Source organism: Pseudomonas sp. lyk4-R2A-8, assembly GCF_030209095.1.
Lineage (GTDB): Bacteria > Pseudomonadota > Gammaproteobacteria > Pseudomonadales > Pseudomonadaceae > Aquipseudomonas > Aquipseudomonas quebecensis.
The window spans coordinates 359,929-384,864 of sequence record NZ_JARVSS010000011.1 but is presented as its reverse complement, the minus strand read 5'-3'; the positions used below and the strand labels follow the sequence as shown (position 1 = coordinate 384,864).

Below are 24,936 nucleotides of genomic sequence, written 5' to 3'. Positions count from 1 at the left end.
ACCCGTAAAATAGGCGTACATCCTACCTGCTCTGAAGCAGGCTGGCAGCTTAATTGGCCGTAACCTCGCGTGATTGCAGGGAACGGAACAACGGCTCCAGGAACGCCTCGACGTGGCGCGCCCCGACCTCGGAAAGGTGGTTATCGTCGGTATAGAGGGCGCGCCCATTGAGTTCGACACGGCATAGACCGTCGGCACCGCAGAGCAAGGGCGCCGGGTCCAGCACCGTGACGCCGGTGTCCGCCGCCGCCAGCTCCTCGAACACACGAGCAATGAAAGCCTGGCGCTCCAGATGATCGGCGACCGGTAGCCCTTCGTCGGCCACGGGGCGGTTCATCATCGCCAGGCGGCTCAGACGGTAAGGCACGATGATTTTCTGCAGCGGCACTTCCTTGACCAGCCACACCCGGTGTCCGTCGGCGCGCAATTGCCGCACTCGCTCGCGCAAGCCCTCGGCGAATCGCTGCTCAGCCACGGCACGCACATACTTGCCTGTGCTCGGGTCCTTGAGTGCGTGCTCCTTGTCGCCGGACATCTGCCCATAGACATACAGACTCCAGCGCGCCGCCAGCACTACATCGCTGAACCGTTTCTCGGCCATGGCCTTCTCGACGCGATGATTGAAATGCGCACAGCGGGCGATGTTCTCCAGGCCGTCCAACGGGATGCAGCCAGCAAAACTGGCCTCCACCAGACTGAGGTCATGCCGGTCGGCGCCGTCCTTGAGTGCTGGGATCAGTGCCGTGGCGTGGCTGTCGCCCCATACCAGCGCCGAGACGGAGCGGCCATTCGGGCCGAAATGGCAGAACAGTCGCTCATCGGGCGTGTCTTTGTCGGCCATGCAGGCCAGTAAATCCGGGCTCCACTTCTTGGCCTGGGCAAAACGCAACGCCTGCTCCGGCAACCGCGAAGGCACGCCGTCGGCTTTGCGGATCGCCAGGCCGGTCAGGCCGAGACACAAAATACCCACCAGGGCCGTCGTCAGAATCGCCTGGCGCCCGGCGAGCAAGCGCTTCTCCCGGAACGGCGTCTCAACAAAGCGCCAGGACAGGTAGCCCAGCACCAGCGAGAGCAGCATCAAGCCGGCCAGTTCCAGCGCGCTCAAACCATCCACGGCGGCATAGCTGGCGTACACGAATACTGGCCAATGCCACAGGTACCACGAGTACGAGATCAGCCCGATGCCTACCATCACCCGTGAACTCAACAGGCGAGCGACCCAGGTGTGTTGCTGCCCATTGGCCCAGATCAAGCCGACCACACCCAGCACAGGCAACAGCGCGGTCGCGCCAGGAAAGGGGGTCGTCGCGTCGTAGCCCAGTACCGCGATCAGGATCAACCCCATGGAAACCAGGCTGACGCCCTGCGCCAGCAGCGGCGAGGCGCGCCAGTCGCGCTTGGGCATCACCGCCAGCATCGCGCCGGCCAACAACTCCCAGGCCCGAAGATGCAGCAGGAAAAACGCTTTCTGCGGTTGATGCTCGACCGCCCAGACACTCATGCCAAACGACACCAGCAGTACCGCAAGCAGCGCCAGGCGCCAATGCTTGAGTCGACTCGAAAGCAGCATCAGCAGGAGCGGAAACACGATGTAGAACTGTTCTTCTACCGCCAGCGACCATGTGTGCAGCAAGGGCTTAATGTCAGAGGCCGCTTCGAAATACCCATGCTGGCGCGAGAACAGCAGGTTGGAGGTAAAGGTCACTTGATAATGCGCAGATCGCCCCAGCTCTTCGTAATCCTTGGGAGCCAGCAGAAACCAGCCGAGGATCAGCGTGGCCGCCATCATGACGAACAGCGCGGGCAGAATGCGACGCGCGCGCCGCGCCCAGAAGTCGATAAAACTGAAGCGCCCGGCCTGACGCTCACGCCAGATAATCGAAGTAATCAGGAAGCCGGAAATGACGAAAAACACGTCAACCCCAACGAAACCGCCCGTGATGCCAGGCACTCCGAAGTGAAACAACACGACAGCAAGGACAGCGATGGCACGCAGGCCGTCAATGTCTCTGCGGTAAGCAAGAGTGGTCATAAGAAATAGGGTCAGTCTGTGACGAAAGGAATGAGCGTAGTCGCGCGTACAAATTTTGTTACTTAACGGACACTTATGCCATAAAAAAGACTGAATCTCGACGCAAAAAAATGGCGCCCTGTGTGGGCGCCATTTTTTCGGACCTGAAACGTCGGGTTACTTACGCTTCATCGACAGGAAAAACTCGTCGTTGGTCTTGGTGGTTTTCAATTTGTCGATGAGGAACTCGATGGCGGCCACTTCATCCATCGGATGCAGCAACTTGCGCAGGATCCACATGCGTTGCAGTTCGTCGTCGGCGGTCAACAACTCTTCGCGGCGGGTGCCGGAGCGGTTGATATTGATGGCCGGGAAGACGCGTTTTTCTGCAATACGGCGATCCAGGGGCAGTTCCATGTTGCCGGTGCCCTTGAACTCTTCGTAGATCACTTCGTCCATCTTCGAGCCGGTTTCAACCAGCGCGGTGGCGATAATGGTCAGCGAGCCGCCTTCTTCGATGTTCCGCGCGGCACCGAAGAAACGTTTCGGTTTCTCCAGGGCGTGGGCGTCGACACCACCGGTCAATACCTTGCCGGAGCTCGGGATCACGGTGTTGTAGGCACGGGCCAGACGGGTGATGGAGTCAAGCAGGATCACCACGTCCTTCTTGTGTTCGACCAGGCGCTTGGCCTTCTCGATCACCATTTCGGCAACCTGCACGTGGCGGGTCGGCGGCTCATCGAACGTCGAGGCGACCACTTCGCCGCGCACGGTGCGCTGCATTTCGGTCACTTCTTCCGGACGCTCATCGATCAGTAGCACGATCAGGTGAACTTCAGGGTTGTTACGTGCAATGTTCGCGGCAATGTTCTGCAGCATGATGGTCTTGCCGGCTTTCGGCGGCGCGACGATCAGGCCGCGTTGGCCCTTGCCGATCGGCGCGCACAGATCAATCACACGGCCGGTCAAGTCTTCGGTGGAACCGTTACCGGCTTCCATCTTCATGCGCACGGTGGGGAACAGCGGCGTCAGGTTCTCAAAGAGAATCTTGTTTTTCGCGTTCTCGGGACGATCGAAGTTGATCGTATCGACCTTGAGCAGGGCGAAATACCGCTCGCCTTCCTTAGGAGGACGGATCTTGCCAACGATGGTGTCACCGGTGCGCAAGTTGAAGCGGCGGATCTGGCTCGGCGAGACGTAGATATCGTCAGGGCCGGCGAGATAGGAAGCGTCTGCAGAGCGGAGGAAGCCGAAGCCGTCCTGGAGAATCTCCAGCACGCCATCACCGGAGATTTCCTCGCCGCTTTTCGCGTGCTTTTTCAGCAGGGAGAAAATCACGTCCTGCTTGCGCGAACGGGCCATATTTTCTATGCCCATTTCTTCGGCCAATTGGAGCAGGTCGGTAATCGGCTTTTGCTTGAGTTCAGTCAGATTCATATAGGAATGACGTAATCATTTATGGAGGGGGAAATTAAGCTTTTGGCTTAATGAGGCCGCGCCGCGGAGAAGGCGACAGGATCGCGTACTAATCGAAAGGAATGCGTCGGCGACGGCTTGCAGGGGGCAGTGGAGAAACCAGTGCGGGGCCGAATGTAACACCTGAATTTCGGAGCGTCTAGCCCTGCTTTACGAAAAAGCCCCGCCAATTGCGGGGCTTTTTTGACGACGCTTAGATGTTGGCGTCGAGGAAAGCTTGCAACTGAGACTTCGACAGCGCGCCGACTTTAGTGGCTTCAACGTTGCCGTTCTTGAACAGCATCAGCGTAGGAATACCGCGCACGCCGTGCTTGGCCGGGGTTTCCTGGTTTTCGTCGATGTTGAGCTTGGCAATGGTCAGTTTGCCTTCGTAGGCCATTGCAATGTCGTCCAGGACCGGAGCGATCATTTTGCAAGGGCCGCACCATTCAGCCCAGTAGTCAACCAGCACCGGGCCTTGAGCCTTGAGTACTTCAGCGTCAAAGGTCGCGTCCGTGACGTGCTTGATAAGATCGTTGCTCATGGATGTCTCCGGATTGTAAGCAAAAAAAACGTTGCCCATCATAGCCGCCCTTCCCCCGTTCAGGAAGCCGCCTCTGATTGAGTCTTGCTATGGTGGTAAGTGAGTTTGCACATTGCCCGGCGCATTAAATGGCAGGGGTCACGAAAGCGATGCCGGTGCGTAACGCCGCGTTGCGTACATGCTCCTGCATGGTTTTCTGTGCCGCGGTACTGGCACGCCGCGCCAGGGCGCGAAGGATCCTGCGGTGCTCCTGCCAGGTTTCCATGGCTCGTTCCGGCCGGATGAACGGTAGTTTCTGACTTTCCAGAAAAACCTCCGCGCTGGCACTCAGAATACTGACCATCGCCCGGTTGCCGCTGGCCTGCAGGATGCACTGGTGGAACTCGAAATCCAGCCGCGCGGCCGCGTCGAAGTCACCGGTCTTGAGCACCTTGCGCATCGCCTCGACGTTATCTTGCAGGCTGTCCAGTTCATCGATGCTCAGCGTGACCGCCGCCAGGCCCGCGGCAAACCCTTCAAGGGCATAGCGCAGCTGGAAAATCTCCAGCGGTGTGACCTGCGCCGCAAAAGGCCAGACAACTCCCGGGGTCTCCTGTGAGGTGTGTACGAACACCCCTTTGCCCGGCTGCACACTGACCACACCCAGGGCACTGAGGGTCGACAACGCTTCGCGCAACGACGCTCGGCTCACCCCCAACCGCACCGCCAGGTCACGCTGGGACGGCAGCGCATCGCCCGGGCCGAAGCCTTGCTCCTTGATGAGTTTGCGGATGGCCTGCAGAGCCGCTTCCGGTACCGCTTGGGCGATGGAATTCATAAAAACTCAAGGTTTCAGTCGACTGAGCGGCTAGTTGTAAAGCTATTCACAGTCGGCGGCAAGCCACGCCCCAAAGGCGCTCGCGAGGTTTTGCCGGCGCTCGAAAAGGGTGCGAAAAATCCGCTCACTGTTCAGACCAGTAAGACCACTGCGCGCCAGCAAAACCCAGCCTTGCAGGACGATCGGCCACGGCTGGCATGGGCTGTGCACTTGGCATATGCCACTTACAGAATATTCCTTCGCCTTCTCGGAGAGTTGCCATGACCCAGCGCTACCGCGCCCTGCTCACTGCCCTGTTTGCCAGCCTGGTGCTGAGCCAGGCGCCTGCCATGGCCGACGGGCTGGACGATATCGTCGCCCGTGGCACCCTCAAGGTCGCGGTACCGCAGGACTTCCCGCCGTTCGGCTCGGTCGGCCCGGACATGAAACCCCGCGGCCTGGACATCGACACCGCCAGGCTGCTGGCCGATCAACTCAAGGTCAAGCTGGAGCTGACCCCGGTCAACAGCACCAACCGCATTCCCTTCCTTACCACCGGCAAGGTCGATCTGGTGATCTCCAGCCTGGGTAAAAACCCCGAACGCGAGAAGGTCATCGATTTCTCCAAGGCCTATGCGCCTTTCTACCTGGCCGTGTTCGGCCCGCCTGAGGCAGCCATCGGCAGCACCGATGACCTCAAGGGCAAGACCATCAGCGTGACCCGCGGCGCCATCGAAGACATCGAGCTGACTGCCGTGGCGCCCAAGGAAGCCACGATCAAGCGCTTCGAAGACAACAATTCGACCATCGCCGCCTATCTGGCCGGGCAGGTCGACCTGATCGCCAGCGGCAACGTGGTGATGGTGGCGATCAGCGAGCGCAACCCCAAACGCGTACCGGCGCTGAAAGTGAAGCTCAAGGACTCGCCGGTATACGTGGGCGTGAACAAAAACGAGCCCGCGTTGCTGGAGAAGGTCAATCAGATCCTGGTCGCGGCGAAGGCTGACGGCAGCCTGGAGAAGAATGCGATGCAATGGCTGAAAGAGCCGCTGCCCGCCGATCTCTGAAGCGACGGAGCTGACTGATGGCGTACCAATTTGACTTTGTGCCGGTACTGGCCAATACCGACCTGCTGTTGCGCGGCGCGCTCTTTACCCTGGAGCTCACGGCCATCGGCGCAATCCTGGGGGTGGCACTGGGCACCGTCGGCGCCGTGGTGCGCGCCTGGAAAATCCAGCCCTTTGCCTGGGTCTTTGGCGTCTACGTCGAGTTGATCCGCAACACACCGTTTCTGGTACAGCTGTTCTTCATCTTTTTCGGCCTGCCTTCACTGGGCCTGAACATCACCGAATGGCAAGCCGCCGTGCTGGCGATGGTGATTAACCTGGGAGCCTATTGCACGGAGATCATCCGTGCCGGCATCCAGGCCATCCCTCGCGGTCAACTGGAAGCCGCCGCCGCGCTGGCGATGACCCGCTTCGAAGCCTTCCGCTACGTCGTGCTGCTGCCCGCGCTGGGCAAGGTGTGGCCGGCCCTGAGCAGCCAGATCATCATCGTCATGCTGGGCTCGGCGGTGTGTTCGCAGATCGCCACCGAAGAACTGAGCTTTGCCGCCAACTTTATCCAGTCGCGCAATTTCCGTGCGTTTGAAACCTACGCCCTCACCACGCTGGTGTATTTGTGCATGGCATTGATGATTCGCCAGTTGCTCAATTGGATCGGCCGCCGTTTTGTGATGAGGAACAGCCGATGAGTGATTTTTCCTTCTGGGACATCGTGCGCAACCTGCTGACCGGCCTGCAATGGACGCTGTTGCTGTCGCTGGTGGCATTCGTAGGGGGTGGCGTGATCGGTATGCTGGTGATGATCCTGCGCATCAGCCGCACGGCGTTTACGCGCAATATCGCGCGCCTCTATATAGAACTGTTCCAGGGCACGCCGCTGCTGATGCAGTTGTTCCTGGTGTTTTTCGGCATAGCCCTGCTCGGTGTGGATATATCGCCCTGGCTGGCGGCCGCGATTGCCCTGACGCTGTTTACCAGCGCCTACCTCGCCGAGATCTGGCGCGGGTGCGTCGACTCCATCGCCCATGGGCAATGGGAAGCATCGGCCAGCCTGGCCCTCAACCCGCTTGAGCAACTGCGCTACGTGATCCTGCCCCAGGCCCTGCGCATTGCCGTAGCGCCGACGGTGGGATTCTCCGTGCAAGTGGTCAAAGGCACGGCGGTCACCTCGATTATCGGCTTCACCGAACTGACCAAGACCGGCGGCATGCTCGCCAACGCCACGTTCGAACCCTTCATGGTGTATGGCCTGGTGGCCCTTGGTTATTTCCTGCTCTGCTACCCCCTGTCCCTCAGCGCGCGCTACCTGGAAAGGAGACTGCATGCCTCTGCTTAGAATTTCCGCCCTGCATAAGTATTACGGCGATCATCACGTCCTCAAGGGCATCGACCTGACGGTAGAAGAAGGCCAGGTGGTGGCGATCATCGGCCGCAGTGGCTCGGGCAAATCCACCTTGCTGCGCACCCTCAATGGCCTGGAGTCGATCAACGATGGGGTGATCGAAGTCGACGGTGAATACCTCGACGCCGCCCGCGCCGACCTGCGCAGCCTGCGGCAGAAGGTCGGCATGGTATTCCAGCAATTCAACCTTTTCCCGCACCTGACCGTGGGGGAGAACGTCATGCTGGCGCCGCAGGTGGTACAGAAAGTGCCCAAGGCCAAGGCGGCACAGCTGGCAAGGCAGATGTTGGAGCGCGTGGGCCTGGGCGAGAAGTTCGACGCTTTCCCTGATCGGCTGTCCGGTGGCCAGCAACAGCGCGTGGCTATCGCGCGCGCCCTGGCCATGTCACCCAAGGTGCTGCTGTGCGATGAAATCACCTCGGCCCTGGACCCGGAATTGGTCAATGAAGTGCTCAGCGTGGTGCGCCAACTGGCCAAGGACGGCATGACATTAATCATGGTGACCCACGAAATGCGCTTTGCTCGGGAAGTCGGCGACAAGCTGGTATTCATGCACCAGGGCAAGGTGCATGAAGCAGGCGACCCAAAGCAGCTATTCGCCCACCCCCGAACCCCCGAGTTCGCCAACTTCATCGGCTCAGTGGAACAGTCGGGCTGACCAGTTCGAAGCTGCCACGCCCCTCCAGCACGACATGGTTGCGTACCTGCAAGGCGTCGGCGGGCAAGTCGACCTCTATTTCGACCTGGGCGATCAAGCGCTTCCCAACTGCTCGCGCCACCAGCACCTGGCCCGGCGGCAACGGCGCAACGCTGGAGTCACCGGGTAGATGGGCGCCCGACCAATCGATGGCGCGCCCGTCCACTTGGGCATGTTTAAGCGTCAATCGGAACCGCCCCTGCTGCCCAAAGCGGAAACCTTCCGCATCGCCCGCGCCGCTGAAACGCAGGGCAATGGCGGAAGGCTGCGTACACAGGACACTCAAGTGCAGCAGGCGTGTGCCCAGTACGGCTTCATGGCGAATCACACCGTAGTCGAGCGTCGATTGGTTCAATGACAGCCGACAGTCCTGCGCCTGCGCCACCGGAGTCATCAACGCCGCAAAGAACAGGGCGCCGCCCAACGTTTTAAGCTTAACCACCATGGCACACCGCCGATGTCGTTTCGTAGAACTTGTCATGGTCCGGCTGGGTGCCGGGCGTGAGCTTGAGCAGGCACGTGGCAGCCTGCGACACTGAAACCCGCAGTTCCTGTGAGTCGTTCGCGTCATTCAGGAAAATCATGCCCTCGCCCACCACGCTGGTCAGGAAGCGGTTGTTCTTGTCGAACACCGAAGCCCCCTGGGGCAGCGGTCGGCCTTGCTCATCGCGACCAGTGACCAACATACGACGCACTTTCACCACATCGAATGCCACGTTATTGACCGAGCCGCGGCTGGCGGCGAGTACTTTGGTGCCGTTCTTCAAATCCACCTTTTTTGGCAGGGACTGGGTCTGCACTTCGATTCGGCTATCGGTATACGCCGGCAAGCCCGGGATCACCGCCTGCCCGCTGAAGTCGGTCCATACCGGCCCGTGCGGAGTGCTGATTCTGGCAGCGCCAATGTCGCCGACCGAGACAATGCCAAAGGTGTCCTGCACGGTGTAGGGCGAAAAGGTCACCCCGCCGCCGTGAGCGACGACACCGCCTTGCAACTGCCCGGAATAAGTACTGCCTTGCGAATCGTGGCTGACCCCAAGCCCCATCCGGGTAAACCGTGGCATCAGGTTCAACTGGCCATGCAATGTTTGCTCGCGCGCACTGAGGTCACGCTCCACGCCTATGTCGTAGTTCACGTAATCGTTGACCCGCTCGGTGAGCGCCGAACCCGCCCGGGACTGCTGCCCACGGCGGCTGACGTAGCTGCTGACACGACGATCCCCACCCAGCGGCACGCTGACCTGCAGTCGCACGAACAGGTCATCGTCGAGCGTCGAGTCGCGCCGGTTGTCGCCGGTGTCGACGTCACGACGCGCTCGGGTGCCGCCGACCTGCGAATCGGCGATCAAGCCAACGTCGGCGTATCTGAACGACTTGTTCCAGGAAGCGAACAGGTGCTCTGCCGCTTGCCCGTCAAATTGAGCGCCACGGGTGTAGCCCAGTGAAAAGGCACCCAGCGTGGGATCGAGCCAACTCACGCCTGCCGTGTACTGATTCTTGAAGCGCGAATCCAAGTCGCCGGATTTGACCGGACGACCCGCCTCCAGCACCTCGCGATACCCCTGGGTCTGGGTGGTGGCGCTGAGGTTGAGGTCTATGTTGGCATGCACCGGGCTGCTCACGCTCACGCTGCTGCGAGACCCGGAAATGGCATTGAGGCTGTCTCGGGACTGGTTATGACGCGCGCCCACCGAAACCCGCTGGAAAAACACGCTGCTCAGGGTGCCACCGGCCGACCAGTAGTCCTCGGTGCTCAACAAACCAAAGCCCGCCGATGAATCGCGCCCCAGGCCCCAGGTGCCGCCGCCCATGGCAACAACCGGCGGCGGCGCTGCGTCAGCGGCCTGCTCACGCACCTTACCCAACGAAAAGTAATAGCCCGGCGCCGCAGGCGCAGCCCCGGCAAACGACGCTGCCGGCACCACGAAACTGCGCTTGCCACCGCGCACATCAATCACGCTGACTTCCAGGTCGCTGGTGCCGTTGAGCAACGGCAGCCCCGTGAGCCGGAAAGGCCCCTGGGGCACCAGCGTGCTGTGGATCAACGCGCCGGACTGGCGCACTTCAATCCGCGACTGACTTTGGGCCAGCCCCTCCACGACCGCATTGTTGCTGCCCGCCGGCACGCGCGATTGACCATCCGGCGAGAACTGCACGCCGGACAGCTGGAGGCCGCCGAACAGAGGGTTATTGCTGGATATCTGACCGGCTTGAAAAGTCGACTGCAGCGCCGCGATATCCCGCTGCACAAAGGCACTCTGGTGCTCGGTGCGGGCCTTGCCATTGTCGGAAACGTAATACTGGCGACTGCGAACGATCCAGTCACCGACGTTGAAACCTGCTTCCGTATACGCCGACACGAATTGGCTGGTGCCGCTGCGCGAGTGGCTATCGAAGCCTTGTACGTCATAGTTGAACAACCCCGCGGCACCGCCCGTGGCGAACTGCCCGCTCTCCCATTGCGGTTCGCGCAACGACTGCGTGGGCACCACCAATGCGACTTCATCGCTGCCGGGCCGCAGCCGCACCATGGTGGCGGGGAAATCGGCGAGAAAATCATGACAGCCCTGCTCCGCCTTGGCCCCTTCTCGAACGAGGGCGCGGGGCTTGACCAGCCCGGCCTTATCCAGCAAATCCGCGGTAAAGCACAACTGCCCCTGAGCGTCGAAACGAGCATCTACCAGCCCAAGCGGGTTGCCATTGACCCGCAGGCCGACCACCTGGACACCTTCGCGAAAACGCGCCGCCGTGCGGAAGTAATCGGAGACTTTCGGGTCAATACCGTGGGTGGTCAGCGCCGCCAGGTCGAATCCCTCGCCCAGTTCCAGCGCAGGCACAGCGCCAGGCAAGCTCCATAACGTCGCGACGCCCACAAGCAGGCTCGGTCGACACGCCCAGGAAGGTGCCGCGCGCCGGTTATTCGACAGGTTGCTCATGGCTTGATCAACCCTCGTCGGCGCTGACCGACGCCTGGTAACTGTCCGCCGAAAAGCCGTAGACCGTGGCCGGCTGGATCTCGACAGCCGACACGCCTTCCAGGCGCCCCTCTACCGCTGCCGTCAGCACTTCGCCCGGCAGGATATAAGTGCGGGGCAATGTCGCCAGGGCCTTGTGTGGCAGCAGCAGCACCTCCGGCGCCAGGCGCACGACGTAGGCACTGTCATTGGACACTACGAGCTGCTCCGCCGAGCGCTTCCACTTCAGCAGTTCCCAGGGAGAGTGGTGCACCGCAAGCCCGCGCGGGTGCAGGATCAGCGGTAAATTCTGGCGCAGGGTGATACCGATGGTCGCACCGCCCGCTGCACGGGCCTGGGGGATACCTTCGAAAGACACGCGCTTCAACCGCTGGGTTTTCAGAGGCGCCGTGGCGGCGCTGATGAAGCGCACCAACTGGGTTTCACCTGCCTCCACCCGCGAAATGGGCGGCGTCACCACCAGCAGCGCTTCCCTGTCTTCGGGCACGTTTTCAATGACGGCGTGTAGCAGCGCTGGCGCCGCATCGGTATTTTTAATGTTGATTGTGGCCTCGCCCTGCTCTTCATGAAGCACAACTATTGTAGTTTCCGGCAACATACCGTCAGCTACCGCAGCGCCGGTAACCCACAGGCACAAACCGGCACATAACACGCGCGCACTATTTATTATCGAAAGACTAAGCACTCAGTGTTCCCCGCGTCGTTCAAGTTAACTATTGGCCGTCGAGCGCCCACACAAAAACAGTCGAACAGAAATACCGAAGGTGTCTGATCGACTGTTTTTAAATCGCTTTTTAGATGTAACTCAGCTCAAGCGTCGCACGCCCATCAATGACGGTATCGCGACCTAGATCCAAGTCCTGCCCCTTATTGATGACGGCCCTCACTTCCAGGGTTCCGGTCAATTGGGTGATCGACGCCGGAGTCACGGTCGCGCCATTGCGCCACGAGTACTGGCTGGGCGACTGGGCAACCTTGCCGTCCGAGTTTTGCCAGGTACCCGTTGTACCGACACGCATGATGGGGTAAAGGGTGGTGCTGGACGTACGCAGGTCCTTGAGGTTAATCGCGAAACCGCCGGTCTTGCGACCAGCTACGGTGCCCAGGCCATAGTTGTGCGCCTCGGTATAGCCCGTACCCAGATCCCCCAGGATGCCCGTCACCTTGCTGCTGGCCTGCAGATCGACGAATCTCAAGCCGAACTTGGCTGGAGTGGTGCCGCAACTGACACTCAGGGGCGCGTTTTTTGGCGACAGTGGGTTGAATGCCGTTGGCAGCAATGAGCCGGAAGGGATATTGCCGTAGTCAATAATGCCACCTGCGCTCAGGCTAAGATTACATGCGGCCGGTTTGATCGTACCCCTGACGATCAGTTCGGCGCCGGTGGTTGCGTGAGCATTGAGGGCCGCAGCCAGGCATGCGATCCCGAAAGTCAATCCAACAATTCTTTTCATAGTTGACCTGTCACTTAAAGTTGTCAGGCGCATTTATTGTTGTAATCAGGAAAAACAACAAATAAATAACGCCACGGCAAAATTGCCGAGTGACAGTCTGTTCCTTTAGCAAAGGGGCGAAAAATAAGACGAGACTTCAATAACTGTGGGAGTGATAAAAATAAATTGTCGGCTTAAAGCCCCACGGCAGTAGGCTTAAACAAAACAACAAACGGAACACTGTCCTTCCAGCTGTAGGTGAAATCATAAACAGCACTATCACCCGTCAAAGTAAAAGATTCCTACGACACCGAACGAAGACGTAACAGAGTTACGAAAGGAAGACCTATAGGTCCTACGGCAAGTTCTTACAGACCGCCTCTGTGACATTCCCGCAGCGCTACGCGTTGGCGTCAGCGGTCGATCGTGGCACGATGGTCAGGTTATCGACCGAGACCCCCAAACCATGCCGCAATCCCAAGCCAAGAATCTGTCCCTGATCGCCGCCATCGACCTGGGCTCCAACAGCTTTCACATGGTCGTGGCCAAGGCCCAGAACGGTGAGATCCGCATCCTCGAACGGCTCGGCGAGAAAGTGCAACTGGCTGCCGGGATCGACGATGCCCGCCAGCTCAATGAAGAGTCCATGCAGCGCGGCCTCGATTGTCTCAAGCGCTTTGCTCAATTGATCAACGGCATGCCGCTGGGCGCCGTTCGAATCGTCGGTACCAATGCCCTGCGCGAAGCGCGCAACCGTGTCGAGTTCATCCGCCGCGCCGAAGAGATTCTCGGCCACCCGGTGGAAGTCATCTCCGGTCGTGAGGAAGCACGCCTGATCTACCTCGGCGTGTCGCACACCCTCGCCGACACTCCCGGCAAACGCCTGGTGGCGGACATCGGTGGCGGCAGCACCGAGTTCATCATCGGCCAGCGTTTCGAACCGCTGCTGCGCGAAAGCCTGCAGATGGGCTGCGTCAGCTACACCCAACGTTATTTCAAGGACGGCAAGATCACCCCGGCGCGCTACGCCCAGGCCTACACGGCGGCGCGCCTGGAGATCATGAGCATCGAGCACGCGCTGCACCGCTTGACCTGGGATGAGGCGATCGGCTCGTCCGGCACCATCCGCGCCATCGGCCTGGCCCTCAAGGCGGGTGGGCATGGCACCGGCGAGGTCAACGCCGAAGGCCTGGCGTGGCTCAAGCGCAAGCTGTTCAAGCTGGGGGATGCCGAGAAGATCGACTTCGATGGCATCAAACCCGACCGCCGCACGATTTTCCCGGCCGGCCTGGCGATTCTGGAGGCGATTTTCGACGCCCTCGAACTGCAACGCATGGATCATTGCGACGGCGCCCTGCGCGAAGGCGTGCTGTATGACCTGCTGGGGCGCCACCACCATGAAGACGTGCGCGAACGCACCCTCAGCTCATTGATGGAGCGTTATCACGTCGACCTGGAGCAAGCGGCCCGTGTTGAACGCAAGGCGCTGCATGCCTTCGACCAGGTGGCCGAGGACTGGGACCTGCAGGACGGCGTCTGGCGCGAACTGCTGGGTTGGGCGGCGAAGGTGCATGAGGTGGGCCTGGATATCGCTCACTACCATTACCACAAGCACGGCGCTTACCTGATCGAGCACTCGGACCTGGCCGGCTTCTCCCGGGAAGACCAGCAGATGCTCGCGCTGCTGGTGCGCGGCCATCGCCGTAATATCCCCAAGGACAAATTCGCGGAGTTCGGTGACGATGGCATCAAACTGATTCGACTGTGCGTGCTGCTGCGCTTTGCGATCCTGTTCCACCACATCCGCGGTACCCAGGAAATGCCCCAGGTAAAACTGCGGGCCGATGGCGACAGCCTGGAAGTCATGTTCCCCAAAGGCTGGCTGGATGAAAACCAGTTGACCCAGGCCGATTTTGCCCAGGAAGCGGAGTGGCTGACGCGGGTGGGGTTCAGTCTGAACCTGCGCTAGAGAACACCGAAAATAAATGTGAGAGGGGGCAAGCTCCCTCCCTCATTTTCAGACCGTATTGTCTGCTAGTTCACCGCCAGAATCGGGCTACCCAACTTCTCCAACAACGTCGCCTGCGCGCTGCGCGGGTTCTGGTTGCCGGTCGGGGTGTTGCGCACATAGCGCCCGTCGGACTGTAGGCTCCAGCTGTGAGTGTTATCGGTCAGATAACTTTCCAGCTCCTTCTTGACCCGCATGATCAGCTTCTTGCCTTCCACCGGGAAACAGGTCTCGACGCGCTTATCGAGGTTGCGCTCCATCCAGTCGGCGCTGGAGAGGAACATCTGCTCTTCGCCGCCGTTGAGGAAGTAGAACACGCGGGTGTGTTCCAGGAAGCGGCCAATGATCGACCGCACATGGATGTTGTGCGAAACCCCGACGATCCCCGGACGCAGGCAGCACATGCCACGCACCACCAGGTCGATGCGCACGCCGGACTGGCTGGCCTTGTACAGCGCACGAATGATTTTCGGGTCGGTCAGCGAGTTGAACTTGGCAATGATGTGCGCCGGCTTGCCGTCGAGGGCGAACTGGGTTTCGCGGGCAATCATGTCGAGCATGCCCTTTTTCAGCGTAAACGGCGCATGCAGCAGCTTTTTCATGCGCAAGGTCTTGCCCATGCCGATCAGCTGGCTGAACAACTTGCCGACGTCTTCGCACAAGGCGTCGTCGGAGGTCAGCAGGCTGTAGTCGGTGTAGAGCTTGGCGTTGCCGGCGTGGTAGTTACCCGTACCCAAGTGGGCATAGCGCACGATTTCGCCGGCCTCGCGACGCAGAATCAGCATCATCTTGGCGTGGGTCTTGAAGCCCACCACGCCGTAGATCACCACCGCGCCTGCGGCCTGCAGGCGGCTGGCCAGTTGCAGGTTGGACTCTTCGTCGAACCGCGCACGCAGTTCGATAACAGCGGTGACTTCCTTGCCGTTACGCGCGGCGTCTACCAGCGCATCGACGATTTCCGAATTGGCGCCGGAGCGGTACAGGGTCTGACGCACCGCCAATACATGGGGGTCTTTGGCGGCCTGACGCAGCAGGTCGACCACCGGCGTAAACGACTCGAAGGGGTGCAGCAGCAGAATGTCCTGCTTGCTCACCACGCTGAAAATGTTCTCGCTGTTTTGCAACAGCTTGGGGATCTGCGGAGTGAATGGCGTGTATTGCAGCTCCGGGTGGCTGTCCAGGCCGGTGATGCTGAACAGGCGCGTGAGGTTGACCGGGCCATTGACCTGGTACAGCTCGCTCTCGCCCAGGTTGAACTGCTTGAGCAGGTAGTCCGACAGGTGCTTGGGGCAGGTATCGGCCACTTCCAGACGCACCGCATCGCCGTAACGCCGCGAAAACAGCTCGCCGCGCAGCGCGCGCGCCAAGTCTTCGACATCTTCGGAATCCAGCGCCAGGTCGGCGTTACGGGTCAGGCGGAACTGGTAGCAGCCCTTGACCTTCATGCCCTGGAACAGGTCATCGGCGTGGGCGTGGATCATCGACGACAGGAATACATAGTTGTCGCCAGCGCCCCCCACCTCTTCCGGTACCTTAATGATCCGTGGCAGCAAGCGCGGCGCCGGGATGATCGCCAGGCCGGAGTCGCGACCGAAGGCGTCGATGCCTTCCAGTTCGACGATGAAGTTCAAGCTCTTGTTGACCAGCAACGGGAACGGGTGCGTGGGGTCGAGGCCGATGGGGGTGATGATCGGCGCGATTTCGTCGCGGAAGTAGCGACGCACCCAGGTCTTGATCTTGGTGGTCCAGTGCCGGCGACGGATAAAGCGGACCTGATGTTTTTCCAGTTCCGGCAGCAGAATATCGTTGAGGATCGCGTATTGGCGATCCACATGGCCGTGGACCAGCTCACTGATGCGCGCCAGGGCCTGGTGCGGCTGCAAACCGTCGGCACCCGCCTGTTCACGGGCGAAGGTGATTTGTTTCTTGAGGCCGGCGACGCGGATCTCGAAGAACTCATCCAGGTTGCTGGAGAAGATCAGCAGGAATTTCAGCCGCTCCAGCAAGGGGTAGGACTCATCCAGCGCCTGCTCCAGCACGCGGATGTTGAATTGCAGTTGCGACAGCTCGCGGTGGATGTACAGGCTGCTGTCATCCAGGTTGACCACCGGCGCCACCGGGGCCGGCACCGGCACTTCAGCGGCGACGACGGGGGCGAGCGGCTCATGTTCCGGCGGCGTCTCGGTGACTTGCTCCACCACCGGGTGGGCGTCTTTTACGGCAACTTCGGAGAGTCCTTCGGTATTCATCGAGTGTTCCTGTGAGGGCTATTGTTGCTCTCTAAGCAATTGGGCGGCGCGGGCGGCAAAGTAGGTCAGAATGCCATCAGCCCCGGCACGTTTAAAGGCAGTCAGGGATTCAAGGATCACCCCTTCACTCAACCATCCATTCTGTATTGCAGCCATGTGCATGGCGTATTCGCCGCTGACCTGATACACGAAGGTCGGCACCTTGAATTCCTCTTTGACCCGGTAAAGGATGTCCAGGTACGGCATCCCGGGCTTGACCATCACCATATCCGCCCCTTCGGCCAGATCGGCGGCCACTTCGTGCAAGGCCTCGTGGCTGTTGGCCGGGTCCATCTGGTACGAGGCTTTATCAGCCTTGCCCAGGTTCAACGCCGAGCCCACCGCATCGCGGAACGGGCCGTAGTAGGCGCTGGCGTACTTGGCCGAATAGGCCATGATCCGCACGTTGACGTGGCCGGCCAGCTCCAGGGCCTCTCGAATCGCCTGGATGCGGCCATCCATCATGTCCGACGGCGCCACCACCTGCGCGCCGGCCGCGGCATGTGACAACGCTTGCTTGACCAGTGCATCGACGGTGATGTCGTTCTCGACATAGCCGTCAGCGTCCAGGATGCCATCCTGGCCGTGGGTGGTGAACGGGTCCAACGCCACGTCGGTGATCACTCCCAGCTCCGGGAAGCGTTCACGCAGTGCACGGGTGGCGCGCTGGGCTATCCCGTCCGGGTTCCAGGCTTCGGCAGCATCCAGGGACTTGAGTTCAGCGGGAGTCACGGGAAACAACGCCAGGGCCGGAATCCCCAGCTCAACCCAACCGGCCGCCTCTTCAAGCAGCAGGTCGATGGTCAGTCGCTCTACGCCAGGCATTGACGCCACCGCTTCGCGGCGGTTCTCACCGTCCAGCACAAACACCGGCAGAATCAGATCACCGGTCGTCAGCACGTTTTCACGAACCAGGCGGCGAGAAAAGTCATCACGGCGATTGCGACGCAGACGGGTGGCGGGGAACAGACGATGGGCAGGGGTAAAGCTCACGACAGACTCCTGAGCCCGGGTTCACGGGCGAGCGTTGCAGTTATAAGCGGCCATTATGACGAAGGAATGACAGTTGTGCTTATCGATGCGGCCTGTAGTCGCATTCGTCGTTTCCGTAGGAATTGTTCACTTCGTGACACATCTCGATACTTTCATGAATGTTCGCGAAGGCGTAGGCTGCGCGTTCATTTCGCCAGCACCCAGACCATGCTTCAACAATTTCTGCATGACTTCGGCTACTTTGCCCTCTTCCTCGGCACCTTCTTCGAAGGCGAAACCATTCTGGTGCTCGCAGGCTTTCTGGCGTTCCGTGGTTACATGGATATCAATCTGGTGGTGGTCGTTGCCTTCTTCGGCAGCTACGCCGGCGACCAGCTCTGGTACTACATGGGGCGCAAGCATGGCCGCAAGCTGCTGGCGCGCAAACCGCGCTGGCAATTGATGGGTGACAAGGCACTGGAACATATCCGTAAGCACCCGGACATCTGGGTGCTGAGCTTCCGCTTCGTCTACGGGCTGCGCACCGTGATGCCGGTAGCGATCGGGCTGTCCGGCTATCCGCCGCTGCGCTACCTGATCCTCAACGGCATCGGCGCGGCGATCTGGGCGGCCGCGCTGGGCGCAGCGGCGTACCATTTTGGCGCGGTGCTCGAAGGCATGCTGGGCAGCGTCAAGAAGTACGAGCTGTGGGTGCTGGGCGCGCTGCTGGTGCTGGGTTTCGGTCTGTGGCTGCGCCGTCGCTTCAAAAATGCGCGTATCGCCCGTCAGGCCTGCGCCGACGCGCAAGCCCAGCGCGCTGCCGAACCGGTGCCGAGCGAGAAACCTAAGACACCAGTCGAGTAAGCCGGCTTCTGCAGCAGTAAAGGCCGATCACGCTGAGCAGGCTGTAACTGGCCAGTCCCAGCCAGGCCAACGGGCTTGCCGGCCACAGCCCGACCAACGGCGCCAGCCATACCAGCGGCACGTTCAGCGCCAGGCGCACCAGCTCGGCCGTCAATGCCCAGGGACGATTCTCCAGGGCCACGCCCAAGGCAAACAAGCCCAGCGCCATCGCGCCCCAGCCCAGGATCAGCGCTGCCGTGGGCAGGCCTTGGCCGACGTTCATCAAGTAACTGCCAAAGCCTGCGTAGGCCACAAATTGCAGGGCCACGTACACCTGCTGACGTACATCCAGCGGCACCTCGAACTTGCTGAACTGGCTCAGGTCCGGCTTGGCCAACGGGTACTTGGCCTTCACGTCCGCCGGGCGCCAGCCGGTACGCATGAACCAGATGCGCAGCTTGTCCCGTAGGCTGTGCGTGCGCCGCGCATCGCTGCACAGTTGGGCATAGAACTGCAGGTTGGCCCACAGCGGGTTCCAACTGGCCAGCGGCGTGGTCACGCCGAAGATCACCGGTTCGTTTTCGTCCTCTTCCTGGAAGCTGCCGAATAGACGGTCCCAAATAATGAACACCCCGCCGTAGTTGCGATCCATGTAGAGAGCATTCTGCGCATGATGGGCCCGATGATTGGACGGCGTGACGAAGAACCACTCGTACCAACCCAGCTTGGGCACATGCCGCGTATGCACCCAGAATTGATACAGCAGATTGAGCGACGCCACGCTGATAAACACCACCAACGGCACACCGAGCACAGCCAGGGGCAGGTAGAAGATCCAGCTCAGCAAAAAGCCCGTGCTGGTCTGGCGCAGGGCAGTGGTGAGGTTGTAGTCCTCGCTCTGGTGATGCACCGAGTGTGCCGCCCACAGGATGTTGCGCTCATGCCCCAGCCGATGCAGCCAGTAGTAGCAGAAGTCATAGAACACGAACGCGAACAGCCACGTCCATGGGCTCTGCGCCGGCAACTCCAGCAGCGCCAGATGCTCAAGGGCAAAGGCATAGGTCAACACGCCCACACCCTTGGTCAACAGGCCCGTGGTGGTGGACAACACACCGGTGCTCAGACTGTTGATGGCATCCGCCACCCGGTAATTGCGCTGGCCGCGCCAACGGTCGGCGAGCAATTCCACCACGATCAAGGCAATGAAAAACGGTACCGCGTAAGGCACGAAGTCCATGGGCAAGTCCGGTCTATTTTTGTTACATCAAGATTAGGTGCAGCGCTGTGAGATCCCATTGGCAACAGGTTACAAATTAGTAGACATTTAACGCCAAGAACTCAGGAGAAACGCCCATGAGCAAAAAGATTGCAGTGATCCTTTCCGGCTGCGGCGTGTATGACGGCGCAGAGATCCAAGAAAGCGTGATCACCCTGCTGCGCCTGGATCAGCGCGGCGCTCAGGTCCAATGCTTTGCACCCGATATCGCCCAACACCATGTGATCAATCACCTGACCGGCGAAGAAATGCCCGAATCACGCAATGTACTGGTGGAGTCGGCGCGCATCGCCCGTGGCGAGGTGAAGGACATCAGCCAGGCCAATGTCGACGACTTCGACGCACTGATCGTGCCCGGCGGGTTTGGCGCGGCGAAGAACCTGTCGAATTTTGCCAGCGAAGGCACCGCCTGCAGCGTCAACCCGCAGGTACTGGCGTTGGCGGAGGCCTTTGCCGAGGCGAGCAAGCCCGTCGGGCTGATCTGCATCTCGCCGGCCCTGGCCGCGAAGATCTATGGGCCGGGCGTGACATGCACCATCGGTAACGATCCCGATACCTCGGCCGCCCTCAATAAAATGGGCGCTACCCATCAGGAGTGCTCGGTAGAAGACATCGTCGAGGATAAAGCGCGCAAACTGGTGAGCACGCCCGCCTATATGCTGGGCAAGAACATCAGCGAGGTGGCGTCAGGCATCAACAAACTGGTGGATCGCGTGCTGGAGTTGACCCACGAGAACGATGAGTGAGCGCCTGATCGCTACAGGCCCGCTCACTCCTGACGCATCAGCTGCGTGAGGATACGATCCAGCGCGTTGGCAAACGCCTGCTTGTCCTTCTCTCCATGGGGCGGTGGTCCGCCGCCCATCTGGCCCTGTTCACGCAGGTCGGTGAACAGGTTGCGCACCGCCAACCGTTCGCTCATGTTTGCCGGGCTGAACTCCTTGCCTCGTGGGTCCAGCGCCGTGACGCCCTTTTTCACCAAACGATCAGCCAGCGGTACGTCGCTGCAAATCACCAGTTCGCCGGGCACCGCATGTTCCACCAGGTAGTCATCGGCGGCGTCCGGGCCGCTCGGCACAACGATCAATTTCACGCAGGAAAAGCCAGGCTTGATCTGGCTCTGCCCGGCTACCAGCACCACTTCGAACTGGCGCTTGAGGGCGAACTTCACCACCAGGTCCTTGGCCGCGCGTGGGCACGCGTCGGCATCGATCCACACGCGCACGTCTAGACCGCCACTCGACGTCTTTCGGCCAGGCGGCTTCGGCCGTACAGCACCACAATCGCCAGGATCGCCACCACCTGCGCACTCAGCGAGTAGGCGTCGGCGTGGATGCCCAGCCAGTCGAAGTCAAAGAACGCCACCGGCCGCGTGCCGAAGACACCGGCCTCCTGCAATGCCTTGACGCCATGCCCGGCGAATACCACCGACAGCGCGCACAGCAGCGCCGCGTTGATACCGAAGAACAGCGCCAGCGGCAGCTTCGCCGAGCCGCGCAGGATCACCCAGGCCAGGCCCACCAGCAGCACCAGCGCCGTGGCGCCCCCCGCCAGCACCGCGTTATGTCCGGCCGGACCGGCTTGCAGCCACAGGGTTTCGTAGAACAGGATCACTTCGAACAGCTCGCGGTATACCGAGAAAAACGCCAGCACCGCAAAACCAAAACGCCCACCGCCGCCTACCAGGCTGCTTTTGATGTAGTCCTGCCAGGCCGCTGCATGGCGTCGGTCGTGCATCCAGACCCCCAGCCACAGCACCATCACGCTGGCGAACAACGCCGTGCACCCTTCCAGCAATTCACGCTGGGCGCCGCTGACGTCGATCACATACGCGGCCAGTGCCCAGGTAGCCAGGCCGGCCAACAGCGCCAAACCCCAGCCCGCGTTGACGCTGCGCACCGCCGACTGCTGGCCGGTATTACGCAGGAAGGCCAGGATCGCCGCCAATACCAGGATCGCCTCCAGGCCTTCCCGCAGCAGGATCAGCAAACCGGAGATGTAGCTCAACGACCAGCTCAGGCCATCGCCACCGAGCAAATCGGCCGACGCGGTGAGCTTGGCCTTGGCGACGTCCAGGCGCTGTTGCACTTGCTCGATCGGTAGCCCGTCCTGCAACGACTGTCGATAAGCCATCAACGCCTTCTCGGTGTCCTTGCGCACGTTGGCGTCGACGTTGTCCAGAGAGCTTTCCACCAGCTCGAAACCTTCCAGGTAGGCGGCTACCGACAGGTCGTAGGCTTGTTCGTGATCGCCATTGCGGTACGCGGCGAGGCTTTTGTCCAAGGTCGTCGCGGTGTAGTCGAGCAACTGCGCCGGGCCGCGCTTGACCTGTGGCGGCTGCGCGCGCTGAGCGCGGAAGGTCGCGGCAGCAACGGCGCCGTCGGCGGCCAGCACTTCATTGGGTGTACGCCGGGCCAGGTCAGCGAGGTTGAATGGCTGCTCGCTTTTGGCGGCCGCCGGGTCGGCGGTAAACCCGGCGATGTAGGTGGCCAGGTCCCAACGCTGACGGTCGTCCAACTGATCGGCGAACGCCGGCATGTCGGTACCTTCGACGCCCAGGCCCAAGGTGTTGTAGATCGCGTAGAGGCTCAGGCGATCCAGCCGCGCGGCATCCCGTAGATTCGCCGGCGGCGGTGTAAGGCCCACGCCCGCCGGGCCATCGCCGGCGCCGGCGGTGCCGTGGCATACCGAGCAATGCTGGGCGTAGAGCGGTGCGCCACGCGTCGGGTCAGGCGTAATGGCCGGGGCCTGGCTCACTTCATAGGCCACCGCCAGCTTGGCGCCCAACTGCCGGGCCTGACGGGCAACGGTGGCACCGTCCTGACGAGCGGTCACCGCCGCGCGCAGTTCTTCGACGCCCGTTACCAGCTCGGCGCGTTCCGGCTTGGCCGGCAAGTCCGCCACCAAACCTTGCAACACCCCAAGAAACTCAACCTGCTCGCGGTATTCCGAGGTGTCCACCACCTTGCCCGCGTCCACGGTCGGCGGGTAATCAGCACCGATGTAGTCCAGCAAATGCAGGGCTTGGGGCGCGCCCTCGGCCGTCGCGGCCAACAGGTTGAAGCTGCACGACATCAACGCCGGCAACACCAGCCAGGCGAGAAAACGGTGGGGGGCAGTCATGAATGAATCTCAAAGGGAAATACGAAGTAACACATTGTTTAACGATAAGGGATTTGACTCAAGCCGTTCGTGACCTGGAACACCTGAGCGCATCGGTTTACGCGTTCAGTAGTGGCATTCTGTGGAGCACATCGCAGCAAAAAGCCATTGTTTTGCCAGTTATGGCGCCTATAATGCCGCGCCCTGTTAGTGCGAAAGGGAATGTCATTGCCGTTTTTTATGCGCAATGACCACATTGGCTGACTACTTTCAGGGAAGAAATCTGCATGGCATTTCGCGCCTTAACTCCGCTTGCGCTCGCGGCGGTGACCTTGCTGTCCGGCTGTTCGATGTTGCGCAGCTACGACACCGAGCTGCAAGCCACTAACCAGCAACTGGCCACCGGCAACGTCGATGCAGCATTGACTCTGCTGGAGAAGAACAACACCGGCGAAGACAAAGACCTGCTGTATTTCTTCGAAAAAGGTGAGCTGCTGCGCGCCAAGGGCGACCTGACCGGCAGCCAGACCGCCTGGCGCAGCGCCGACCTGCAAGTCTACAAATGGGAAGAGTCGGTCAAGTTCGACAGCGCCAGGTACCTCGCCCAGTTCGGTAGCTTCCTGGCCAACGACAAAGTGCGCCGCTACGAAGGCTACGACTACGAAAAAGTCATGCTGACCACCCAGATGGCTTTGAACCTGCTGGCGGTGAACGACTTCGACGGCGCCCGCACCGAGATCAAGAAAACCCACGAGCGCGAAGCCGTGATCGCCGATCTGCGCGACAAGGAATACCTCAAGCGCGAAGACGAGGCCGAGCGCCAGGGCGTGACCACCCAGCTCAAAGACCTCAATGGCTACCCGGTGGCGGCCCTGAACGCGCCGGAAGTGGTCGGCCTGAAAAACAGCTACCAGAGTGCGTTCAGCCACTACCTGGCCGGCTTCGTCTACGAAGCCCTGGGCGAAAAAGACCTGGCCGCGCCCGGTTATCGCAAGGCGGCCGAGCTGCGCCCCAATACCCCGCTGCTGGAGCAGGCCTTGCGAGACCTGGACAAATCCAAGGTCGGCGCCAATGAAACCGACGTGCTGATTGTGGTCCAGAGCGGTCTGGCGCCGGCCCGCGACTCGATCCGCCTGCCGTTGCCGATCCCCATCAACGGCAACCTGGTGATCACCCCGCTGTCGTTCCCCGTGATTAAGGCCGACACCTCCACCGTCACCTTCGCTCAGATCGGTGTCGACGGCCAGCAACAGAACCTCACCGCGCTCAACAGCACCACCGCCATGTCCCGCCGCGCCCTGCGTGATGACATGCCGGGGATCATCCTGCGCACCACCGTACGCGCAGTCAGCCGTGGCGTGGCGCAGAACAACCTGAACAAGACCAACCCCATGGCGGGCCTGGTACTGGGCATCGCTTCGGCCGTGACCGAGGGCGCCGACACCCGCACCTGGCGCACCTTACCGGACATGACCCAAGTGACGCGCCTGCGCCTCAAGCACGGCGAGCACCAGGTCAGCCTGCCCAACGCGCTGGGCGGCACGCTGGTGACGATCAAGGCCGATCAGCGCTATCAGGTGATCACTCTGCGCGTGGTCGGCAACCAAGTGTTTGCCGGTGGCCTCGCGGCCCATGTCGTGCCGAGCAGCACGCCTCAGGCAATCGCCACCCTTAAACAACCGTAAGGAGCACGCTATGCGTCATTTCATCCTCGGCGCTTTGGCGCTGGTCCTGCTCGTCGGCTGCGCCACCCCGCCGCCACCGGCGCCCGGCAGCGCCGCCAGCAAAATCGTAGTGATGGGCAAGTTCAAGGGCATCGCCGTCGGCGCTATCCGCGTCGCGCGCGAGAACGGCTTCCTGACTGCCAAAGTGCAACTGAGCAACATCACCAGCAGCAACCAGACGATGTATTACCGCTTCGCCTGGCTGGGCGCCGATGGCTTCCCGGTAGGCGACGAAGAGACCTGGAAAGTGCTCAACCTGTACGCCAACCAGGCCACCTTCCTGCCGGCCATCGCCAACCTGCCCCAGGCGGCGGACTTTCGTCTTGAAGTGAAAACCCCTTGAGCC

Annotated in this window: 22 protein-coding genes; 9 read left to right on the top strand and 13 right to left on the bottom strand. The window is 61.1% G+C overall.

Annotated elements, in window-relative coordinates; translation table 11 throughout:
• Positions 1-49: 49 nt before the first annotated feature.
• The 4 genes from QRN10_RS12695 to QRN10_RS12680 form a co-directional block, all read right to left on the bottom strand.
• The gene (locus QRN10_RS12695; RefSeq protein WP_253509755.1) at positions 50-2,032 is read right to left on the bottom strand and encodes an acyltransferase family protein; all 1,983 of its coding nucleotides are present in this window, start codon (positions 2,030-2,032) and stop codon (positions 50-52) included.
• A 156-nt stretch (positions 2,033-2,188) separates the two neighbouring features.
• Positions 2,189-3,448 (bottom strand): transcription termination factor Rho, encoded by a 1,260-nt coding sequence (gene rho / locus QRN10_RS12690; protein ID WP_003176825.1) that lies wholly within the window; start codon positions 3,446-3,448, stop codon positions 2,189-2,191.
• A 232-nt stretch (positions 3,449-3,680) separates the two neighbouring features.
• Complete coding sequence (trxA, locus tag QRN10_RS12685) at positions 3,681-4,010, bottom strand: thioredoxin TrxA (RefSeq protein WP_253509756.1); 330 nt, start codon at positions 4,008-4,010, stop codon at positions 3,681-3,683.
• 124 nt (positions 4,011-4,134) lie between these two features.
• Entirely contained in the window at positions 4,135-4,827 is a 693-nt protein-coding gene (locus QRN10_RS12680) for a FadR/GntR family transcriptional regulator (protein WP_181076379.1), read from the bottom strand.
• 260 nt (positions 4,828-5,087) lie between these two features.
• Here QRN10_RS12680 and QRN10_RS12675 point away from each other — a divergent pair, with 260 nt between their 5' ends.
• Genes QRN10_RS12675 through QRN10_RS12660 form a run of 4 tightly spaced genes read left to right on the top strand, consistent with a single transcriptional unit; the run spans position 5,088 to position 7,930 of the window.
• Complete coding sequence (locus tag QRN10_RS12675) at positions 5,088-5,873, top strand: transporter substrate-binding domain-containing protein (protein WP_181076378.1); 786 nt, start codon at positions 5,088-5,090, stop codon at positions 5,871-5,873.
• Positions 5,874-5,890: 17 nt separating this feature from the next.
• Positions 5,891-6,559 (top strand): amino acid ABC transporter permease, encoded by a 669-nt coding sequence (locus QRN10_RS12670; protein ID WP_181076376.1) that lies wholly within the window; start codon positions 5,891-5,893, stop codon positions 6,557-6,559.
• Positions 6,556-7,206 carry an amino acid ABC transporter permease gene (locus QRN10_RS12665; protein ID WP_181076375.1) on the top strand — a complete coding sequence of 217 codons (651 nt, stop codon included), beginning with the start codon at positions 6,556-6,558 and terminating at the stop codon, positions 7,204-7,206. Before QRN10_RS12670 ends, QRN10_RS12665 begins: the two co-directional genes overlap by 4 nt.
• Complete coding sequence (locus QRN10_RS12660; protein WP_181076373.1) at positions 7,193-7,930, top strand: amino acid ABC transporter ATP-binding protein; 738 nt, start codon at positions 7,193-7,195, stop codon at positions 7,928-7,930. Before QRN10_RS12665 ends, QRN10_RS12660 begins: the two co-directional genes overlap by 14 nt.
• On the opposite strand, the gene QRN10_RS12655 is transcribed toward QRN10_RS12660, so the two are convergent.
• From QRN10_RS12655 to QRN10_RS12640, 4 genes are all read right to left on the bottom strand, one after another.
• The gene (locus tag QRN10_RS12655; RefSeq protein ID WP_266247410.1) at positions 7,902-8,414 is read right to left on the bottom strand and encodes a DUF1120 domain-containing protein; all 513 of its coding nucleotides are present in this window, start codon (positions 8,412-8,414) and stop codon (positions 7,902-7,904) included. The two genes, QRN10_RS12660 and QRN10_RS12655, sit on opposite strands and share 29 nt — an antisense overlap.
• On the bottom strand, positions 8,404-10,905 hold the full coding sequence (locus QRN10_RS12650; RefSeq protein ID WP_285428488.1) for a fimbria/pilus outer membrane usher protein: 2,502 nt from the start codon (positions 10,903-10,905) through the stop codon (positions 8,404-8,406). The genes QRN10_RS12655 and QRN10_RS12650 overlap by 11 nt, the downstream gene beginning before the upstream one ends.
• A 7-nt stretch (positions 10,906-10,912) precedes the next feature.
• Positions 10,913-11,611 (bottom strand): fimbria/pilus chaperone family protein, encoded by a 699-nt coding sequence (locus QRN10_RS12645; protein WP_431196901.1) that lies wholly within the window; start codon positions 11,609-11,611, stop codon positions 10,913-10,915.
• A gap of 127 nt (positions 11,612-11,738) precedes the next feature.
• Positions 11,739-12,398: a DUF1120 domain-containing protein gene (locus tag QRN10_RS12640; RefSeq protein WP_285428487.1), complete on the bottom strand. Its 660-nt coding sequence runs from the start codon at positions 12,396-12,398 to the stop codon at positions 11,739-11,741.
• 445 nt (positions 12,399-12,843) lie between these two features.
• On the opposite strand from QRN10_RS12640, the gene ppx reads away from it, so the two are divergent.
• Positions 12,844-14,346 carry an exopolyphosphatase gene (gene ppx / locus QRN10_RS12635; RefSeq protein WP_181076365.1) on the top strand — a complete coding sequence of 501 codons (1,503 nt, stop codon included), beginning with the start codon at positions 12,844-12,846 and terminating at the stop codon, positions 14,344-14,346.
• A gap of 65 nt (positions 14,347-14,411) precedes the next feature.
• Here the strand turns inward: ppx and ppk1 are convergent, their stop codons facing one another.
• Together ppk1 and hemB are read right to left on the bottom strand one after the other, a co-directional pair.
• Positions 14,412-16,634, bottom strand: a complete 2,223-nt coding sequence (gene ppk1 / locus QRN10_RS12630; protein ID WP_253509761.1) for a polyphosphate kinase 1 — start codon at positions 16,632-16,634, stop codon at positions 14,412-14,414.
• An 18-nt stretch (positions 16,635-16,652) separates the two neighbouring features.
• Positions 16,653-17,666 (bottom strand): porphobilinogen synthase, encoded by a 1,014-nt coding sequence (hemB, locus tag QRN10_RS12625; RefSeq protein WP_181076362.1) that lies wholly within the window; start codon positions 17,664-17,666, stop codon positions 16,653-16,655.
• A 207-nt stretch (positions 17,667-17,873) separates the two neighbouring features.
• Between hemB and QRN10_RS12620 the strand changes: the two genes are divergently transcribed.
• Complete coding sequence (locus tag QRN10_RS12620; protein WP_285428486.1) at positions 17,874-18,509, top strand: DedA family protein; 636 nt, start codon at positions 17,874-17,876, stop codon at positions 18,507-18,509.
• Here the strand turns inward: QRN10_RS12620 and QRN10_RS12615 are convergent.
• Positions 18,490-19,725: a sterol desaturase family protein gene (locus QRN10_RS12615; protein WP_285428485.1), complete on the bottom strand. Its 1,236-nt coding sequence runs from the start codon at positions 19,723-19,725 to the stop codon at positions 18,490-18,492. The genes QRN10_RS12620 and QRN10_RS12615 overlap by 20 nt on opposite strands.
• Before the next feature lie 116 nt (positions 19,726-19,841).
• Between QRN10_RS12615 and elbB the strand changes: the two genes are divergently transcribed.
• Positions 19,842-20,510, top strand: coding sequence for an isoprenoid biosynthesis glyoxalase ElbB (elbB, locus tag QRN10_RS12610; protein ID WP_181076358.1), 669 nt, complete (start codon positions 19,842-19,844; stop codon positions 20,508-20,510).
• A gap of 23 nt (positions 20,511-20,533) precedes the next feature.
• Here elbB and QRN10_RS12605 read toward each other — a convergent pair whose 3' ends face one another.
• Both QRN10_RS12605 and QRN10_RS12600 read right to left on the bottom strand, forming a co-directional pair.
• Positions 20,534-20,989: a YaiI/YqxD family protein gene (locus tag QRN10_RS12605; RefSeq protein ID WP_181076357.1), complete on the bottom strand. Its 456-nt coding sequence runs from the start codon at positions 20,987-20,989 to the stop codon at positions 20,534-20,536.
• A 2-nt stretch (positions 20,990-20,991) separates the two neighbouring features.
• Entirely contained in the window at positions 20,992-22,887 is a 1,896-nt protein-coding gene (locus tag QRN10_RS12600; protein ID WP_285428484.1) for an FTR1 family protein, read from the bottom strand.
• Positions 22,888-23,153: 266 nt separating this feature from the next.
• Here QRN10_RS12600 and QRN10_RS12595 point away from each other — a divergent pair, with 266 nt between their 5' ends.
• Complete coding sequence (locus QRN10_RS12595) at positions 23,154-24,551, top strand: COG3014 family protein (RefSeq protein WP_285428483.1); 1,398 nt, start codon at positions 23,154-23,156, stop codon at positions 24,549-24,551.
• 10 nt (positions 24,552-24,561) lie between these two features.
• Positions 24,562-24,933, top strand: coding sequence for a YcfL family putative periplasmic lipoprotein (locus QRN10_RS12590; protein WP_181076354.1), 372 nt, complete (start codon positions 24,562-24,564; stop codon positions 24,931-24,933).
• Positions 24,934-24,936 lie beyond the last annotated feature (3 nt).

Excerpts from the sequence above, each read along its gene's own strand:
- QRN10_RS12675 (WP_181076378.1), top strand. The coding sequence starts at position 5,088 with ATGACCCAGCGCTACCGCGCCCTGCTCACTGCCCTGTTTGCCAGCCTG.
- QRN10_RS12695 (WP_253509755.1), bottom strand. The coding sequence starts at position 2,032 with ATGACCACTCTTGCTTACCGCAGAGACATTGACGGCCTGCGTGCCATC.
- ppx (WP_181076365.1), top strand. The coding sequence starts at position 12,844 with ATGCCGCAATCCCAAGCCAAGAATCTGTCCCTGATCGCCGCCATCGAC.
- QRN10_RS12595 (WP_285428483.1), top strand. The coding sequence starts at position 23,154 with ATGGCATTTCGCGCCTTAACTCCGCTTGCGCTCGCGGCGGTGACCTTG.
- QRN10_RS12680 (WP_181076379.1), bottom strand. The coding sequence starts at position 4,827 with ATGAATTCCATCGCCCAAGCGGTACCGGAAGCGGCTCTGCAGGCCATC.
- QRN10_RS12620 (WP_285428486.1), top strand. The coding sequence starts at position 17,874 with ATGCTTCAACAATTTCTGCATGACTTCGGCTACTTTGCCCTCTTCCTC.
- QRN10_RS12660 (WP_181076373.1), top strand. The coding sequence starts at position 7,193 with ATGCCTCTGCTTAGAATTTCCGCCCTGCATAAGTATTACGGCGATCAT.
- QRN10_RS12670 (WP_181076376.1), top strand. The coding sequence starts at position 5,891 with ATGGCGTACCAATTTGACTTTGTGCCGGTACTGGCCAATACCGACCTG.
- QRN10_RS12590 (WP_181076354.1), top strand. The coding sequence starts at position 24,562 with ATGCGTCATTTCATCCTCGGCGCTTTGGCGCTGGTCCTGCTCGTCGGC.
- QRN10_RS12650 (WP_285428488.1), bottom strand. The coding sequence starts at position 10,905 with ATGAGCAACCTGTCGAATAACCGGCGCGCGGCACCTTCCTGGGCGTGT.
- ppk1 (WP_253509761.1), bottom strand. The coding sequence starts at position 16,634 with ATGAATACCGAAGGACTCTCCGAAGTTGCCGTAAAAGACGCCCACCCG.
- QRN10_RS12615 (WP_285428485.1), bottom strand. The coding sequence starts at position 19,725 with ATGGACTTCGTGCCTTACGCGGTACCGTTTTTCATTGCCTTGATCGTG.
- QRN10_RS12665 (WP_181076375.1), top strand. The coding sequence starts at position 6,556 with ATGAGTGATTTTTCCTTCTGGGACATCGTGCGCAACCTGCTGACCGGC.
- rho (WP_003176825.1), bottom strand. The coding sequence starts at position 3,448 with ATGAATCTGACTGAACTCAAGCAAAAGCCGATTACCGACCTGCTCCAA.
- elbB (WP_181076358.1), top strand. The coding sequence starts at position 19,842 with ATGAGCAAAAAGATTGCAGTGATCCTTTCCGGCTGCGGCGTGTATGAC.
- QRN10_RS12640 (WP_285428487.1), bottom strand. The coding sequence starts at position 12,398 with ATGAAAAGAATTGTTGGATTGACTTTCGGGATCGCATGCCTGGCTGCG.
- QRN10_RS12600 (WP_285428484.1), bottom strand. The coding sequence starts at position 22,887 with ATGACTGCCCCCCACCGTTTTCTCGCCTGGCTGGTGTTGCCGGCGTTG.
- QRN10_RS12655 (WP_266247410.1), bottom strand. The coding sequence starts at position 8,414 with ATGGTGGTTAAGCTTAAAACGTTGGGCGGCGCCCTGTTCTTTGCGGCG.
- trxA (WP_253509756.1), bottom strand. The coding sequence starts at position 4,010 with ATGAGCAACGATCTTATCAAGCACGTCACGGACGCGACCTTTGACGCT.